Annotated in this window: 10 protein-coding genes; 7 read left to right on the plus strand and 3 right to left on the minus strand. The window is 66.8% G+C overall.

Features of this window, described 5'->3' with window-relative positions:
• Positions 1 to 12: 12 nt before the first annotated feature.
• Together AC1VXD_RS01855 and AC1VXD_RS01860 are read right to left on the minus strand one after the other, a co-directional pair.
• Positions 13 to 3,189: a TonB-dependent receptor gene (locus AC1VXD_RS01855; protein WP_482990573.1), complete on the minus strand. Its 3,177-nt coding sequence runs from the start codon at positions 3,187 to 3,189 to the stop codon at positions 13 to 15.
• Positions 3,190 to 3,412: 223 nt separating this feature from the next.
• Positions 3,413 to 6,193, minus strand: a complete 2,781-nt coding sequence (locus AC1VXD_RS01860; protein ID WP_482990574.1) for a TonB-dependent receptor — start codon at positions 6,191 to 6,193, stop codon at positions 3,413 to 3,415.
• 285 nt (positions 6,194 to 6,478) lie between these two features.
• On the opposite strand from AC1VXD_RS01860, the gene AC1VXD_RS01865 reads away from it, so the two are divergent.
• Together AC1VXD_RS01865 and eda are read left to right on the plus strand one after the other, a co-directional pair.
• Entirely contained in the window at positions 6,479 to 7,498 is a 1,020-nt protein-coding gene (locus AC1VXD_RS01865; protein WP_482990575.1) for a sugar kinase, read from the plus strand.
• On the plus strand, positions 7,485 to 8,123 hold the full coding sequence (gene eda, locus AC1VXD_RS01870; protein ID WP_482990576.1) for a bifunctional 4-hydroxy-2-oxoglutarate aldolase/2-dehydro-3-deoxy-phosphogluconate aldolase: 639 nt from the start codon (positions 7,485 to 7,487) through the stop codon (positions 8,121 to 8,123). The genes AC1VXD_RS01865 and eda overlap by 14 nt, the downstream gene beginning before the upstream one ends.
• 72 nt (positions 8,124 to 8,195) lie before the next feature.
• Here the strand turns inward: eda and AC1VXD_RS01875 are convergent, their stop codons facing one another.
• Positions 8,196 to 10,079 carry a sigma-54-dependent Fis family transcriptional regulator gene (locus AC1VXD_RS01875; RefSeq protein WP_482990577.1) on the minus strand — a complete coding sequence of 628 codons (1,884 nt, stop codon included), beginning with the start codon at positions 10,077 to 10,079 and terminating at the stop codon, positions 8,196 to 8,198.
• Between the two features lie 238 nt (positions 10,080 to 10,317).
• Here AC1VXD_RS01875 and adh point away from each other — a divergent pair, with 238 nt between their 5' ends.
• The 5 genes from adh (at position 10,318) to AC1VXD_RS01900 (ending at position 16,837) form a co-directional block, all read left to right on the plus strand.
• Entirely contained in the window at positions 10,318 to 11,847 is a 1,530-nt protein-coding gene (gene adh, locus AC1VXD_RS01880) for an aldehyde dehydrogenase (protein ID WP_482990578.1), read from the plus strand.
• A gap of 75 nt (positions 11,848 to 11,922) precedes the next feature.
• Positions 11,923 to 12,951: an alcohol dehydrogenase AdhP gene (gene adhP / locus AC1VXD_RS01885; protein WP_482990579.1), complete on the plus strand. Its 1,029-nt coding sequence runs from the start codon at positions 11,923 to 11,925 to the stop codon at positions 12,949 to 12,951.
• A 133-nt stretch (positions 12,952 to 13,084) separates the two neighbouring features.
• On the plus strand, positions 13,085 to 13,462 hold the full coding sequence (locus AC1VXD_RS01890; protein ID WP_482990580.1) for a DUF779 domain-containing protein: 378 nt from the start codon (positions 13,085 to 13,087) through the stop codon (positions 13,460 to 13,462).
• A 60-nt stretch (positions 13,463 to 13,522) separates the two neighbouring features.
• Positions 13,523 to 13,918, plus strand: a complete 396-nt coding sequence (locus tag AC1VXD_RS01895) for a hypothetical protein (protein WP_482990581.1) — start codon at positions 13,523 to 13,525, stop codon at positions 13,916 to 13,918.
• Positions 13,919 to 14,146: 228 nt separating this feature from the next.
• The gene (locus AC1VXD_RS01900; protein ID WP_482990582.1) at positions 14,147 to 16,837 is read left to right on the plus strand and encodes a TonB-dependent receptor; all 2,691 of its coding nucleotides are present in this window, start codon (positions 14,147 to 14,149) and stop codon (positions 16,835 to 16,837) included.
• Positions 16,838 to 16,902 lie beyond the last annotated feature (65 nt).

A 16,902-nucleotide genomic window follows, 5' to 3' on the forward strand; every position in this document is an offset into this window, starting at 1 on the left:
CAGGGCGTGCGCTCAGAACTTGTAGCGCAGCCCCAGGTAGTACTGGCGCCCGGTGTGGGTGTAGCGGTCGGGCAGTGACAGCGCCGAATCGACGTAGCGTTCGTCGGCACTGTCCAGCAGGTTGATCGCCTCGAAGCTGACGGTCAGCTGCTTGTTGAACTTCCAGGACATGTTGAAATCCACGTTCTTGACGCTGTACTTGCCGGTGACGTCGGCGGTGGCGTACGGGTTGCCGTCCAGGTCCCAGACGTTTTCCTGCGTGAGGATCTGGTTGATGTAGGCATCGCGGTAGCTGGTGGACACGCGCGCGCTGAAGCGGCCGTCGTCGTAGTACAGGGTGGCGTTGTACGAGTTGGGCGACAGGTTCAGCAGGTCGTTCTCGGTGTAGGTGGTGACGATGGTGTCGCCACTGCCGGAGCTGAAGAGATATTTGATCTTCGAATCGACGTGGGTGTAGTTCAGCTGCACGCCGAAGTTCTTCCAGAGGCCGGGCAGGAAGCTGAAGGGCTGCTGGTAGGTCAGCTCATAGCCCTTCAACGGACCACCCGGGGTGTTGAAGTAGCTCTGCACGTTGAACAGCGTGTTCGGGCTGAAGCCGGCCGGCAGCAGGTCCAGCGAGTAACCCATGTCACCCCAGGTGGTCAGCAGGCGGGTGCGCTGCACGTAGGTTTCGATGTCCTTGTAGAACACCGCCGCCGACAGCAGCGCGCCTTCCTGGAAGTACCACTCCGCGCTCAGGTCGTAGTTGGTGGAACGGAACGGATCCAGCTTCGGGTTGCCCAGGTTGATCGAGTAGTAGCGGTCCTCGTCGAGGAAACTGGTCGGGCCGCCGCTGACGCTGGGCGAGAGGTTGGACAGGGTCGGCCGGGCCATGGTTTTGGCCGCACCGAAGCGCAGCACGACGCTGTCGGTCAGGTCCCAGGCCAGGTTCAGCGAGGGCAGCCAGTCGTCGTAGCGGTGCCCGACGGTGGTGGCCACCAGCAGGCGCTCGCCTGCATCGGCGGTGGCACTGGCAACGCCCAGGAACGGTTCGCAGGCTGCCGACAGATCGCTGCTGCTGGCCGCCTGGCACGGCGCGTAGCCGCTGGCGTCGATCTCGGTACGCACGTAGCGCAGGCCGAGGTTGCCGCGGAACGGGCGGTCCCACAGCTCGGTGTTGAAGTCCAGCTGCAGGTAGCTGGCGTAGCTCTTTTCGGTCACGTCGAAGTTGTTGTTCGATGCACCGAAGTGGCCGACTCCGGCCAGGCGGTAGTCACCGCCGAGGGTGCCGGTGTTGCAGTTGCAGTAGATGTCGAGCAGCTCGGCGATGCGGTTGAAATCAGGGATCAGCCAGCTGGCCGGCGTGCTGCCGTCCAGGCCCTTGCCGAACCCACCGAGCGTGGTGGACAGGTCGCCCACGCTGACGCCGTCGGGCAGCGCCTGCGACATGCGTCCGTAGCTGATGTTGCGGTACTCCTGCGTGCGCATGCCGTAGTCCTTGTAGGCCAGGCCGCCGCGCAGGGTGAAGGTGGGCGAGACGTTGAAGGTCAGGTCGACCTTGGCGGTGTCGAAGCTGTTGTCGACGTACTGCGGGTTCAGGCGCACTTCGCTGATGTTGCCGCCACGCGCGGTGCCGTTCGCGCTCACCGGCGCGGTGCCGTAGCCCAGCCACTGCCACGAGGCCGCATCGCCCAGCGCGAAGGGGAAGGTCATCGACGGCATGCTGGCGCCGTTGCGCATGTCCAGCACGAAGCCATCCAGGTTGCTGTTGTCGAAGCTGACCATGGAGAACACCGGCCGCTCGAAGCTGGACGAGGAATGGCCGACCAGCGCATCCAGGCGCACCGCGTCATTGAAGCGGTGCTCGAAGTTCAGGCTGGCCTGCTTGAACTCGGTGCTCTCTTCGATGGCGGTCGATTCGGTGCGGAAGTCGACGTTGTCGAACACGCCGTAGACCAGCCGGTTCTGCGCATCCACCTGCGCCTCGCGCACCACGATCTGGGTCTTGCCGCCGTACTGCGCGGTGCGGTGCAGGTTGGCGCCGATCGAATCCTCGCGCTGGTCCTTGTCCAGCTTCGAATACATCAGGTCGAGGTTGAGCAGGCTGTCCGGGCTGAAGCGGAACTGCAGCGCGCCGGTGACACCGAGCCGTTCGATCTCATGCTCGGTGCGGATGTAGCGCGGGTAACGCGGGATCCACGCATTGGTGGCCGTCTCGTAGGCGGCGATGTTCCCGGTGGTCGCCTCCGGGCGGTCGATGCCGGTGCCGCAGTGGGTGGCGTCGATGCCGTAGCTGCCCCAGCCGTTGCTGCGCGCCTGGTTGGCGGCGCTGCCGACGCCCTGCGCGGTTTCATTGGCGGCCGGGTTGCGCGGCGTCTGCGGGTCGTAGCCGGCCGGGCTGCAGAAGCCGTAGGTGCCGTTGTTGGCGGCGGTGGCCTGGTTGGAGTTGCGGTAGTTGCCGTGCTCCCAGCGCACCGGGTTGTAGCCTTCCTCGAAGATCGTGCGCCTGCTCCACGCCACCGACATCAGCGCACCGAAGCGGCCGTCGGCCCAGGTGTTGCTCAGCAGCGCCGATACGCGCGGGTCTTTCGAGCGCGACAGTTCGTTGTAGCCGTACTGGCCGTTGAGCGAGGCCTGGAGGCCTTCGAAATCGAACGGCCGCGATGCGCGCAGATCGACGGTGGCACCCAGCGAACCTTCGTCCATCTGCGCCGACTGGGTCTTGTTGACCTTGACCCGGCTGAACAGTTCGGAGGCGAAGGTGTTGAAGTCGAAGCCGCGGCTGCGGTTGACGCCGGTGGTGCCGCTGCCGGCGGTGGACAGCGCTTCCAGGCCATTGATGCGCACGCGGGTGAAATCCGAACCCAGGCCGCGCACGGAAATCTGCTGGCCTTCGCCGCCTTCGCGGTCGATGGAGACGCCGGCGATGCGCTGCATCGATTCAGCCAGATTCAGATCAGGAAACTTGCCGATGTCCTCGGCGTAGATCGCATCGACCTGCTCGACGCTGTAGCGCTTTTCATCCAGCGACTGCTGCAGGCTTTCGCGGTAGGTGGCCTTGACCTCCACCTTGTCCAGGTCGACCGCATCGGCCACAGCCGCTTCCGGGGTCTGTTGTGCATGCGCGGCGTGGCTCAGCACCAGTCCGATCGACAGGGCAAGCACGGTGAGCGGCGCGCGGCCGCGGTGAAGCGCGAGCGACGAATCCATCTGAAATCCCCTCCCAGGGTGTCCTCAAGCGTTGCGAAGGCGTTCTAGCGCTCGTACCGGCCTCCTCCGGTACGACGCAGGTGCAACGACTTGCTGACACCGCTGGTCACGCATGAACGTAGCAAAGCACATGGCGCGCGGCATCTTGCGCCGCAGCAGCTGCAGCGGCGTTTTCGTTGCACTCCAAGTGCGGCGGCGTGACTGCACGCCGCCGCGTCAGCGGTCAGAACTTGTAGCGCACGCCCAGCAGGAACTGGCGGCCGGTTTCGGTGTACTGCAGCGGCAGCTGCCCGGTGGTGGGCGAATACACCCACTCATCCGATGCTTCATTGGTCAGGTTGATCCCTTCCAGGCTCAGTTCCAGCTGGTCGCTGATGCGGTAGCGGATGGAGGCATCAAGCACGGTGGTGCCGGTCATGCCGTGGTAGCCATCCAGGTTGAAGCCGGTTTCCTGGCCGGGCGCCTGGGTGAGGTAGTCACTGCGGTTGGTGGCCGAGACACGGCCCGACCAGGCATCGCCTTCGTAGAACAGCGTGGCATTCCACGCATTCTTCGAGGTGCCGGTCAGCTGGTTCTTCATGACCGCAGCGCCGGTGCCGTTGACGTACTGGATGCTGGTATCGACCCAGGTGTAGTTCAGCTGCACGCCCAGGTTCGACCACTTGCCGGGCAGGAATGTGAAGGGCTGGGTGTAGTTGGCTTCCACGCCATACAGCTCGCCGCCGGGGGTGTTGAGCGGGATGCTGAAGGTGAAGTCGTCGTTGACCGACGCGCCGGTGCCGTCGAGCAGGCTGGCCGGCAGACCGCTGCTGGAGTACGGCCGCACTTCGCGGGTGGTCTGCACGAACGAGTCGATGTCCTTGTAGAACAGGCCGATGCCGGCCATGGCGCCTTCGGCGAAGTACCACTCGAAGCTCATGTCCACGTTGGTGGCGCGGAACGGATCGAGGTTGGGGTTGCCGCCGGCCACGGTGCGCGCGCCGCCGGCCACGGCCACGGTCACGCCCGGGGTCAGGTTGCCCAGGCCCGGGCGGCTCATCACCTTGGCCGCGCCAAGGCGGATCAGGAAGTCCGGGGTGATCTCCGCCACCAGGTTGAACGAGGGCAGGGTGTCGTTGTACTTGCGGTTGGTGGTGGCATCCACCAGCACGCCGCCCACCGTGGCCGCACCGCTGGAGGTCTGTTCGGTCTGCACGTAGCGCACGCCGACGTTGCCCGACAGCGGGATGGAACCGAGGTCGGTGGAGAACTCACCCATCAGCCATACGCCACGGTCCTTCTCTTCGACGCTGCGGCTGTTGTTGGCGCGCGGGGACACGGCGAAGGTACCGGTGTTGCTGTAGATGTCCAGCAGGTCGGCGATGGCACCCAGGTTCGGCACTACCCAGTTCGAGGGCGAGCCGTTGATGCCCTTCAGGCCGGCCTGGCTGGTGAGGTCGGCCGACACGATGCGGGTGCCGTCGGCCAGCAGCGGTACCGCGCCTTCGCTGCTGCGGCGCAGTTCCAGCGTGCTGAAGGTGTAGTCCTTGGCCAGCACGCCGCCCTTCAGGCGGAAGCCGGGGCTGAGGTTCCAGTTGAAGTTGACCTCGGCGGTATCGAAATCGTTGTCCACGTACTGCGGGCGCAGGCGGATCTCGGCCAGTTCCCAGCCGTTGGGGTTGGTCGGGTCGATGCCGTAGTTGAGGATCGGCGCCCGGCTGTTGCCACGGTAGTCGTAGCTGTAGCCGTCGACGTCGTACTTGTCCATGATGATGGTGGTCTGGACCGGGTTCTCGTGCGCCGAGCGCGAGATGCCGACCTTGCCGGTCATCTGGAAATCATCGGTGAAGCGATGGTCGAAGTTCAGGCTGACCTGCTTGAACTCGGTGTTCCATTCGTCGTGCCGGTTTTCGGTGCGCAGGTCGACGTTGTCGAACTCGCCGTAGAGCAGCGCATTGTTGCGGATCTCACCGTTGCGCACGATGGTTGACGGCTTGCCGTCGCGGTCGGGGCGGCGGTTGGCGCCGGTGGCCGAGTCTCGGTTGCGGCTGAAGGAGATCGCTTCGATGTAGTGCTCGTCACGCGTGGCGTCGATCTTCGAGTACAGCGTGTCCAGCGAGATCTCGGTGCGGTCCGACGGCTTCCACTGCAGCGAGCCGGTGATGCCCAGGCGCTTCTGCTGGTGTTCCATCTGCACGTAGCGCGGGAAGCGCGGGTGGTAGACATCGGCGCTGCGGGCGGCGGTGAACGGCGAGGCCGCACTGAAGCCGCCATTGCTGGTGCCGTTGGCCCAGCGGCCGGTGTTGGAGCCTTCTTCCAGCGCCTGGCGCTCGGAGTAGGCCACCGACAGCAGCGCGCCGAAGGTGCCATCGGCAAAGGTGTTGGAGATCAGCGCGGCCAGGCGCGGGTCGGCCTTCTCGGCCATCTGGTTGTAGCTGGCCTGGCCACTGGCGACGAAAGTGAAACCGTCATAGTCGAACGGGCGCGCGGTGCGCAGGTCGACCGTCGCGCCCAGCGAACCTTCTTCGACGTCGGCCGAGGCGGTCTTGCGCACCACCATCTGCGAGAACAGGTCCGAGGCGAAGACGTTGAAGTCGAAGCCACGGCCACGGTTGGTGCCGCCGCTCTGGTCACCGGCGCCGACCGTGGTCAGCGCTTCCATGCCGTTGATGCGCACGCGGGTGAAGTCCGGGCCCAGGCCGCGGACCGAGATGTTGCGGCCCTCACCGGCTTCGCGGGTGATCACCACGCCCGGAATGCGCTGCAACGACTCGGCCAGGTTCAGGTCCGGGAACTTGCCGACGTCCTCGGCCACGATGGCATCGACCACGCCGGCCTCGCCGCGTTTGATGTCCAGCGCTTTCTCCACGCTGGCGCGGTAGCCGGTGACGTTGACCGTGTCCAGGTTGGTGGCGCTGGGCGCCTCGCTCTGCTGCTGGGCAGCGGCGCCTGCCGACAGGGCCAGGCTGACCGCCATGGCGAGTAAGGTAACCGGTGTCTTTTTTGCGTGGTTCCGAGAATGCATGCCTTTCCCCTCTCCCAAAGGTCTGGTCTTGCGAGTGTTTCAGCGGAATGACACCGCTGGTCAGATCCGACGGTAGCAGCACCTCCCCTCGGCGGCATCTTGCACCGCAACAGACCTGTAATGTCTCCAAGACGCTTGCAGGACAATGGTTCCGACAGTTTGATAGGCTGTACCCACGACCGTTCAGTGTCTTGATGACACCGATGGTCAACCGCCACGCGGGTGCGTGGCGCGATTCCACGCCGCCCAGCAGTCGCTGCTGGCGGCCAGCGTAAGGGAGCGGAAATGGGTCGTGTCGTATGTTTCGGGGAATTGCTGCTGCGCCTGGGCGCACCGGGTAACGAACTGCTGATGCAGTCGCCGCAACTGCTGGTGCACGTGGGCGGTGCGGAAGCGAACGTGGGTGTCTCGCTGTCCCGCTTCGGACATGAGGTCGCCATGGTCAGCACCGTGGCCGGCAACGCACTGGGCGCCCACGTGCTGGGTGAACTGCGCCGGCACGGGGTCGACACGCGCAGCGTGCGGCAGGATCCGGACGGGCGCATGGGCCTGTACTTCCTGACTACCGGCGCGGTGCAGCGCGCCAGCGAAGTGGTCTATGACCGCGCCGACTCCGCCTTCGCGCGCAGCACCGCGGCCGACTACGACTGGCCGGTGCTGCTGCAGGGCGCGCAGTGGCTGCATCTGTCCGGGGTCAGCCCGGCGCTGGGCCCGGACGTGGCCCAGGCCACCCTGGCGGCGGCGCGCGCGGCACGTGCACTGGGCGTGCGCGTGTCCTTCGATGGCAACTTCCGGCCCAAGCTGTGGCAGCGCTGGGGCGGCGATGCGCAGGCGATCCTGCATGAGCTGTTCGCCCAGGCCGACATCGTCTTCGCCGACTACCGCGATATCGAAGTCATCCTCGGCCAGCGCTTCGAACAGGCCGACGTGGTGGCCAGGGTCGAAGCCGCGGCCACGGCGGCGTTTGCCGCTTTCCCGCAGCTGCAGTGGATGGCGTGCACCCAGCGCCAGGCCCTCAGCGTCGACCACCATGTGCTGGGCGCGCTGCTGCTGGGCCGCGATGGCACCCGCGCCCAGGCACCGGTGCGCCAGCTGCAGGGCATCGTCGACCGCATCGGCGGTGGCGATGCATTCGCCGCGGGCATCCTGCATGGCATCCTGTCCGGCTTCGATGCCGACGCCACCGTGCGTTTCGGCCTGGCTGCCGGTGGACTGAAGCACTCGATCCCCGGCGATTTCAACCCCGTCAGCGAAGCTGACGTACTGGCCCTGGTGGGCGAGGAGCGATTCGATGTCCGGCGCTGATCCGCGCGTACGTGCGGTACTGAAACTTGCACCGGTGATTCCGGTGTTCACCCCCGATGACGTGGACGATGCGGTGCAGGTGGCACAGGCACTGTTCCGCGGCGGCCTGCCGGTGATCGAGGTGACCCTGCGCACGCCGCGTGCGCTGGACGCGATCAGGGCCATGGTCGAGGCCGTGCCGGATGCGGTGGTGGGTGCCGGCACGGTGCTGACGCCGGCGCAGATGGACGCGGCCAAGGCCGCCGGCGCGCGCTTCGCGGTGTCGCCCGGCGCGACGCCGACGCTGTACGCAGCCGCGCGCGATGCCGACCTGCCTTACCTGCCTGGCGTGGCCACGGGTTCGGAACTGATCCTCGGCCTCGAGGCCGGCCTGGACACGTTCAAGTTCTTCCCGGCGGTGCAGTCCGGCGGCGCGCCGCTGCTGTCGGCATGGCACGGCCCGTTCGCTGATGTGCGCTTCTGCCCGACCGGTGGCATCAGCGCGCAGACCGCACCACAGTTCCTGCACCTGCCCAACGTGCTGTGCGTGGGCGGTTCGTGGTTGACCACCGCGGCCCTGATGCAGTCGCGCGACTGGGACAACATCGAGCGTCTGGCCCGCGAAGCAGCGGTGCTGGCCGGCTGAGCCACTGCCCGTTGAGTCGAGCTTGCTCGACTGCTTTTCGCCAGGATCAAGAGCAGTCGAGCAAGCTCGACTCTACAGGCCCCGTTGGCCCAGGCGCCGGTACAGCGTGCTGCGGCTGATACCCAGCTGCCTGGCTGCGGCGGTGACATTGCCGTCGGCGTCCTGCAGGGCCTGCCGCATCGCGTCCTCGGCGATGTCACGCAGCCCGCCCGATGCAGTGCTGGCGTTGGCCGCCTGTACCATCGGCACCTTCAGCAGTTCGGCAGGCAAGTGCGCAGGCGTGATCTCCTCACCCGGGTCGCTCAACGCCACCAGCGTGCGCAGGCAGGCCTGCAGCTGGCGCAGGTTGCCTGGCCAGCGCTGCCGCTGCAGCACCTGCAGAACCTCCGCCTGCAGCACGCGGCCCTGCGCCATGGGTGACCACAACGCCTGCAGCAAGGCACCGCGCTCGTCCAGCTCACGCAGGGCCGGCAGATGCACGACATGATCGGCGATGCGGTAGTAGAGATCAGCCCGGAAGCGCCCCTCGGCCACGGCCTGCTGCAGGTCGCAGTGGCTGGCACAGACCAGGGCGAAGTCCAGTTTCACCGGGCGGCCACCGCCCAGCGGTGACAGCTCGCGTTCCTGCAGCACGCGCAGCAGGCGCGGTTGCAGGGCCAACGGCATGTCGCCGATCTCATCCAGGAACAACACGCCGCTCTGCGCCTGCCGCAGCAGGCCGGTACTGCCCTGCCGGCGCGCGCCGGTGAACGCGCCTTCCTCATAGCCAAACAGTTCGGCTTCGATCAGGCCTTCGGGCAGTGCCGCGCAGTTCACCGCCACCAGCGGTTGGCCGGCACGCGCGCAGCGGCGATGCAGCTCGCGCGCGAAGACTTCCTTGCCCGTGCCGGTTTCGCCCTGTACCAGTACCGGCAGCCCCGCATCCAGCACCCGCACCGCCTGGCGCAACTGCCGCTGCACCGGCGCCGCCAGCACCGTCCCGGGTGCCGCCAGAACCGCGGGCGCGGCCGCAGCAGGGGCCACGCGGCGCGTGCGCGCAACCACGGCGCCAGCGGCACGCGTGTGGCGCCTGCCGTCACTGTGGCCGTACAGCGCACGCCCCTGCCGGTCCAGCAGCATGCCGTCGTCATGCAGGCGCGACAGCGGCTGGTCGAACAGGGCCTCGTAGGACGCGTGGCCGATGTCGTGGCGGTCCAGCCCGAACAGGCCCAGCCCGACCCGGTTGGCGGCCACCAGGCGTCCGTTGCGGAAGCCGAGCAGGGCCTCGCGCGGGCTGCCCAGCAACAGCGGCTGCGCATGCAGGTGCAGCAGCTCGCAGTCATCGAGCCCGTCGGCGAAATAGCGATGCTCGATCTGGTCCACCGCGTGGCGGCCCAGCGCCAGCGCATGCAGGTGGGCGTGGCGCGCATCGCCGGAGATGTCGAGCACGCCCACGCGCTGCCCGAGCGGATCGAAGATCGGCGTGGCCGAGCAGGTGAGGATGGCGTGCGGGGCGAAGAAATGTTCGCCGCCGCGCACCTGCAGGGCACGGCCTTCGACGATGGCCGTGCCGATGGCATTGGTGCCGACCGTGCCTTCGTCCCAGCGCACCCCCGGCATCAGCGCGACCTGGCCGGCGCGGTCGAGGAAGCTGTTGCTGCCCTCGGCGTCCAGCACCCAGCCTTCCTCGTCGGTGAGCAGCACGATGCCATCGCTGCTGGCCAGCGAGCTTGCCAGCCCTTCCAGCTCGGGGCGGGCCAGCCGCCACAGGCGCTCGCGGCGCTGGCGCAGTTCACGCAGCGACAGCTCGGGTACCGGCGCCACGTCGGGACGTGCGTCCACCGACAGGCCCTGGCGCTGGCAGCGCCGCCACGACTGCAGGATGGCATCGGGCACTACCCCGGCCGGCGATGCGCCGCGCTCGAAGAAGGCACGGCGCGCACCACCCACGCGCTCGGGAAGAATCGGCTGGGACACCCTGACGCTCCTGTGTCGCATTCTGCGACAGTTGTTGCGGGCACTGTCCCGATTAAAAGCACATCCGCGCTTCAGTTGCGATGACGACCGCTGGTGCGCCGCCGCATACCGCCAGGCGGGTCTTAGACGCCGCGCCGCCGAACCTCGTGATGCGCCGCAGCACGTGCGTGGTTGGCACGCTCGTTGCGGTAGGGACGGCAGGCCCCGGGTTGTCCGGGCCATCCAAGGAGTGCCCACGATGAATGCCGTTGCCTCGCCCTCGACCGATCCGGCCGACCCCAGCGCCCTGTTCAAGCCCCGCTACGACAACTATATCGGTGGCCAGTGGGTGGCCCCGCGCAGCGGCCAGTACTTCGACAACACCACGCCCATCACCGGCAAGGTGCTCACCTCGGTGGCGCGCTCGAATGCCGAAGACATCGAGGCTGCGCTGGATGCCGCGCACGCTGCCAAGGATGACTGGGGCAAGCGCTCAACCACCGAGCGCGCCAACATCCTCAACCGCATCGCCGACCGCATCGAGCAGAACCTGGAGCTGATCGCGCGCGCCGAGACCTGGGACAACGGCAAGCCGATCCGCGAGACGCTCAACGCCGACATCCCCCTGATGGTCGACCACTTCCGCTACTTCGCCGGGGCCGTGCGCGCGCAGGAAGGCAGCCTGTCGGAGATCGACAAGGACACCGTGGCCTACCACTTCCACGAGCCGCTGGGCGTGGTCGGGCAGATCATTCCGTGGAACTTCCCGCTGCTGATGGCCGCGTGGAAGCTGGCCCCGGCACTGGCCGCCGGCAACTGCGTGGTACTCAAGCCGGCCGAACAGACCCCGGCCTCGATCCTGGTGCTGATGGAGATCATCGGCGACCTGCTGCCGCCGGGCGTGCTCAACATCGTCAACGGCTTCGGCCTGGAAGCGGGCAAGCCGCTGGCCAGCAGCCCGCGCATCGCCAAGATCGCCTTTACCGGTGAAACCACCACCGGCCGCCTGATCATGCAGTACGCGAGCCAGAACCTGATTCCGGTGACGCTGGAACTGGGCGGCAAGTCGCCCAACATCTTCTTCGCCGACGTGATGGCCGAGGACGATGATTTCCTCGACAAGGCGGTGGAAGGCTTCGTGCTGTTCGCGCTGAACCAGGGCGAGGTGTGTACCTGCCCATCGCGTGCGCTGGTGCAGGAATCGATCTACGAGCGCTTCATGGAACGCGTGCTCAAGCGCGTGGCGGCGATCAGGCAGGGCGATCCTCTGGACCCGGACACCATGATCGGCGCGCAGGCGTCGTCCGAGCAGCTGGAGAAGATTCTTTCCTACATCGACATCGGCAGGCAGGAAGGCGCCGAAGTGCTGATCGGGGGCGAGCAGAACACGCTCGGCGGCGAACTGGCCGGCGGCTATTACGTGAAGCCTACCGTGTTCAAGGGCCACAACCGCATGCGCATTTTCCAGGAGGAAATCTTCGGACCGGTGGTGGCGGTGACCACCTTCAAGACCGAGGAAGAAGCGCTGCAGATCGCCAACGATACGCTGTACGGCCTCGGTGCCGGCGTGTGGAGCCGCGATGCCTCGCGCCTGTACCGCATGGGCCGCGCCATCCAGGCCGGGCGCGTGTGGACCAACTGCTACCACGCCTACCCGGCGCACGCGGCGTTCGGTGGTTACAAGCAGTCGGGCATCGGCCGCGAGAACCACAAGATGATGCTCGACCATTACCAGCAGACCAAGAACCTGCTGGTCAGCTACTCGCCGAAGAAGCTGGGCTTCTTCTGATGGATTGATCGGGATCAAGGCGCGGGCGTGGGGCCGGCGCCATCCTGTCTGCAAGCGCACTACGGAGTAACCCGCATGAACAGAACCATGAAGGCTGCCGTCGTCCGTGAGTTCGGCAAGTCGCTGGTCATCGAAGAAGTCGTGGTACCGCGCCCGGGGGCGGGCGAGGTCCTGGTCAGAATCGAGGCCTGTGGCGTCTGCCACACCGACCTGCACGCCGCCGAGGGCGACTGGCCGGTTAAACCCAACCCGCCATTCATCCCCGGCCACGAGGGCGTGGGGCACGTCGTGGCCGTGGGAGGCGGGGTAGGGCACGTCAAGGAAGGCGACAGGGTCGGCATCCCCTGGTTGTACTCGGCGTGTGGCCATTGCGAACACTGCCTGGGTGGCTGGGAAACGCTGTGCGAAACGCAGCGCAACACCGGTTACTCGGTCAACGGCGGCTTCGCCGAGTACGCACTGGCCGATGCCAACTATGTCGGCCTGCTTCCGAAGGAAGTGGGCTTCGTGGAGATCGCGCCGGTGCTGTGCGCCGGCGTGACCGTCTACAAGGGCCTGAAGGTCACCGACACCAAACCCGGTGACTGGGTCGCGATCTCGGGCATCGGCGGCCTGGGCCACATGGCGGTGCAGTACGCACGTGCAATGGGCCTGAACGTGGCGGCCATCGATGTCGACGACAGCAAGCTGGCCCTGGCCCGGCGCCTGGGCGCGCAGGTCACCGTCAACGCACGCACCACCGATCCGGCCGCGTTCCTGAAGAAGGAGATCGGCGGCGCGCATGGTGCGCTGGTCACCGCGGTATCGCCCAAGGCCTTCGAACAGGCGCTGGGCATGGTCCGCCGCGGCGGCACGGTGTCGTTGAATGGCCTGCCGCCGGGCAACTTCCCGCTGGACATCTTCGGCATGGTGCTCAACGGCGTGACCGTGCGCGGCTCGATCGTCGGCACCCGCCTGGACCTGCAGGAATCGCTGCAGTTCGCTGCCGAAGGCAAGGTCGCGGCGACGGTCAGCACCGACCGCCTGGAAAACATCAACGATGTGTTCGCGCGCATGCACGCCGGCACCATCGAGGGCCGGGTGGTGCTGGACTTCGCCGCCTGATCATCCCGCGCATGGCTGCCGCGCCCGTCCCCCTCTCCCGCGTGCGCGGCGGCCATGCAGCGGTACCCTGCAAGGGGTCTGATCCCTCCCACTCCGCCAGGAGTGGAGGGCTCTGACCCCGAACGAGGCACTCATGAACGAACTTCCGCACCAGGTCATCGCCACCCTCGCAGCGCTGCAGCTGATCGAGACGCTGCGCGCGCGCCACGGGCCGCTGCTGTTCCACCAGTCCGGCGGCTGCTGCGATGGCTCCTCGCCGATGTGCTTCGCGCAGGGCGATTTCATCGTCGGCGATCGCGATGTCTGCCTGGGCGAGATCGGCGGCGCGCCGTTCCACATCAGTCCCTCGCAGTTCGATTACTGGAAGCACACCCAGCTGATCATCGACGTGGTGCCCGGGCGCGGCGGCATGTTCTCGCTGGAGAACGGCGAGGGCGTGCGCTTCCTGGTGCGCTCGCGCCTGTTCAGCGACGAGGAGTTCGCCGCGCTGCAGGCCGCCGGCAAGGCCTGAGCCTCTGTAGAGCCGAGCCCATGCTCGGCTGCACCGTCGCGCACGCCTTACAATGACGGCATGCCCGAGATGCTCAAGACCGTTTTCCTGTCCGTCGTCGCCCTGGTCGGCGCGCTGCTCGCGCTTGCCCTGGTCAGCAGTGCCGGCGGCTGGCTGCCGCCGTTGTTCGGCCTGCACCCCGGCAGCGAAGCGCAACTGGGCTGGGACCTGGCCTTCACCGTGCTCGGCGGCATCGCCGGCATCGCCTTCGCCACCTACTACGCGCCGTGCTGGCCGCGTGCGCATGGCACCTCGATCTGGACCCTGCTGGTACTCGGCAGCGGCTACGGCCTGTGGGTAATGGGCGGCGATTTCCCGCGCTGGTTCGCCATCGCGCTGCTGGTGTCGCTGCCGGTGCAGCTGCTCGGTGGCTGGTGGTTCGGTCGTCGTCCGTCCCGCAGCGCAACACAGGCTTAACAATTCCCGCCTAGGCTCGGTGCCCGCCGAACGTCGGCAACGCGGCGCAGGGGCCTGCACCCACGGAGCACGGGCAGGCGCGGCGTAAGTCACCACAGGGAACCGGGAAATCATCCGATGCGTTACCAGAACCGGGAGGCCGCCGCTGCGGCCCCCCATGCGAAGCTTTTGTCCCGCGCCGTGCATGCGGTGCTGATCGGGGGCCTCGCCGTACTGCCCATCGATGCAATGGCTGAAGAAGCCGCCGATGGCGATACCCGCGAACAGCTGCAGCAGCTGGACACCGTCACCGTCTCCGGCAGCTATGCCAGGAGCCTGGAGCGCGCGGTCGACCTCAAGCGCGCCAACATCGGTTTCTCCGATTCGATCGTCGCCACCGACGTGGCCGATTTCCCGGAGCAGAATCTCGCTGAAGCGCTGCAGCGCATGCCGGGCGTGACCATCGAGCGCAACAAGGGCCTGGGCAGCAAGGTCAGCGTGCGCGGCCTGCCCAGCGAGTTCACCCTGGTCTCGATCAACAACCTGGCCACCGCTTCGGGTAGTGGCGGGCGCGACGTGCAGTTCGACATCTTCGCCGCCGACGTGGTGCAGACGGTCACCGTGCAGAAGTCGCCGACCGCCGCCGACGAGGAAGGTGGCATCGCCGGTTCGGTCTACATCGAAACGGCCAGGCCGTTCGACTTCCCCGAGCCCAGGTTCAGTGCCTCGGCCGAAGCCTCGCACAACTCGATCAACGGCAGGATCGATCCGAAGATCTCCTTCCTCGCCAGTGACACCTGGGGTGACTGGGGCGGCCTGGTGTCGTTCTCCAAGGCCAAGCGCAGCAACCGCACCGATTCCAACTCGGGCATCAACTTCCGTCCCATGGGCCGCTTCCTGGAAGCGTCGGGCACGCGTGGTTCGCAGGCCGCCGCCGTGCTGGCGCGCGATGCCGGCATCGTCGTGCAGGACCGCATGGACAAGGACGAGACCAGCCGCGTCATCTTCCAGGACAAGGTCGGCGACCGCATCTACCTCAATGCGCAGGACCAGTGGGGTGCCACCGCGTCGCTGCAGTTCAAGCCCAGCGACACGTTCTCGCTCAGCTTCGATGCGATGCTCGGCGGCTATGACACGCACGAGGACGAGTACGATGCCGCGGCGTACTCGGCGTCCAGCCGCAGCACGCTGGACCGCATCTACGACTACGACAACACCACGCTGGGCGACTACGGCATCACCGTGCTGAAGGACGTGGCCTATACCGCCACCCAGCACGAGATCCTCAGCAAGGAACGCAACGCCAACACCGGCTACCGTCAGTTCAGCAGCAAGCTCGACTGGAAGGTGGGTGGCTGGGACATCGACGCGCTGGTCGGCTACTCCGGCGCACGCAAGGATTCGGACTACGCCAACCTCAAGCACGTGGCCTACGCGCCGTCGCGCACGCGCTGGACCAGCAACGGCGGCGAGACCGTGCCGAGCACCACCGGCGGTTTCGACATGTACCGCGGCGCGGACAAGTACCTGTTCGAAGCGTACGAGACCGAGCTGGAGAAGGTGAAGGATGACAAGTACGCCGCGCAGCTCGACCTGCGCCGGCAGATGAACCTGGCGTTCTTCCCGGCCCTGAGCGGCGTGCAGTTCGGCGCGCGTTACACCGACAAGACCAAGGAACGCGAGTTCGGCAGCGGCAAGATCCAGGGCCCGGCCGCCGGCAGCGCCGCGTGGGTCAACACGCGCACGCTGGCCGACAGCAACCCGGTGTGGATCAGCCAGCTGGCACCGGGTGGTGCGTATCGCCCGAGCGACCTGGACTGGCAGCAGGTGTCCAACGCCTATGCGCGCGCCACGTTCCGCTACCCGGGCCATGAAACCCCGATCGATCCAGGCCAGTACTATGAGGTGAAGGAAAAGACCCTGGCGCTGTATGCGATGGCCGACGTCTACTTCGACATCGGCACCGTGCCGGTGTACGCCAACCTGGGCGTGCGCTCGATCGACACCGATGTCGACTCGGCCGGCTTCCACCCGGTGCAGAATGCCGATGGCAGCAACGGCTACACGCCGACGCCGATTTCCAGCAGCGGCGACTACAGCAGGATCCTGCCCAGCTTCAACATGACCGCCGAGATCGCCGACGGCCTGGTGCTGCGCGGTGCCGCCTCGGAAACGCTGATGCGTCCGTCGCTGACCGACATCGCCTACCGCCGCACCGTCAGCTGGAGCAGCTTCCGCTTCATGGACGGCAACCCGGCGCTGAAGCCGACCACCGCCAAGCAGTGGGAAGTGGGCCTGGAGAAGTACCTGCAGAACGGTGGCCTGCTGGCTGCGTCGTACTTCTCCAAGAAGATCGACGGCGTGGTGCGGCAGTCGCTGACCGGCATCGTGCCGAGCGTCGAGAAGCTCAACGCCAACGGTTCGCTGGACGGCTACTACGACTTCGAGGTCTACCAGCCGGTCAACGCCGACGGTTCCTACAAGATCACCGGCGTCGAGCTGGTCGCGCAGCTGCCGCTGTCGATGCTGCACCCGGCACTGGAAGGCTGGGGCATCAACGCCAACTACACCCAGCTGGACAACTCGCTGACCGGTGCGTCGGACCTCGATATCCCGACCCCGCCGGAAGGCCTGGCCGAGAAGGCGTACAACTTCACTCTGTACTACGAGAACGACCGCCTCAGCGCGCGCGCCTCGTACAACTACAAGGACAAGTACGTCGAATACATCCACCTGAACATGTATCCGGTCTACCGCGATGCCTATGGCCAGCTGGATGCCTCGATCGGCTTCCGCCTCAATGACACCTGGAAGCTGAATCTGGAAGCGATCAACCTGCTGGACGAGAAGACCAGCGGTTACACGATCGACAAGGCGTTCCCGACCCAGTACGAGTTCTCCGGCCGCCGCGTCACCTTCGGCATCCGCGCGGACTTCTGATCCACGCTGCACTGATCTGGCAGCGCCGGGCCGTGCCCGGCGACACGCAACGTATCCGCGCTGCG

This window comes from Stenotrophomonas sp. STEN054 (assembly GCF_056854535.1).

What these genes read in the sequence shown, in the direction of transcription:
- AC1VXD_RS01855 (WP_482990573.1), bottom strand. Translation starts at nt 3,189, where the DNA reads ATGGATTCGTCGCTCGCGCTTCACCGCGGCCGCGCGCCGCTCACCGTG.
- AC1VXD_RS01860 (WP_482990574.1), bottom strand. Translation starts at nt 6,193, where the DNA reads ATGCATTCTCGGAACCACGCAAAAAAGACACCGGTTACCTTACTCGCC.
- AC1VXD_RS01865 (WP_482990575.1), top strand. Translation starts at nt 6,479, where the DNA reads ATGGGTCGTGTCGTATGTTTCGGGGAATTGCTGCTGCGCCTGGGCGCA.
- eda (WP_482990576.1), top strand. Translation starts at nt 7,485, where the DNA reads ATGTCCGGCGCTGATCCGCGCGTACGTGCGGTACTGAAACTTGCACCG.
- adh (WP_482990578.1), top strand. Translation starts at nt 10,318, where the DNA reads ATGAATGCCGTTGCCTCGCCCTCGACCGATCCGGCCGACCCCAGCGCC.
- adhP (WP_482990579.1), top strand. Translation starts at nt 11,923, where the DNA reads ATGAACAGAACCATGAAGGCTGCCGTCGTCCGTGAGTTCGGCAAGTCG.
- AC1VXD_RS01890 (WP_482990580.1), top strand. Translation starts at nt 13,085, where the DNA reads ATGAACGAACTTCCGCACCAGGTCATCGCCACCCTCGCAGCGCTGCAG.
- AC1VXD_RS01895 (WP_482990581.1), top strand. Translation starts at nt 13,523, where the DNA reads ATGCCCGAGATGCTCAAGACCGTTTTCCTGTCCGTCGTCGCCCTGGTC.
- AC1VXD_RS01900 (WP_482990582.1), top strand. Translation starts at nt 14,147, where the DNA reads ATGGCTGAAGAAGCCGCCGATGGCGATACCCGCGAACAGCTGCAGCAG.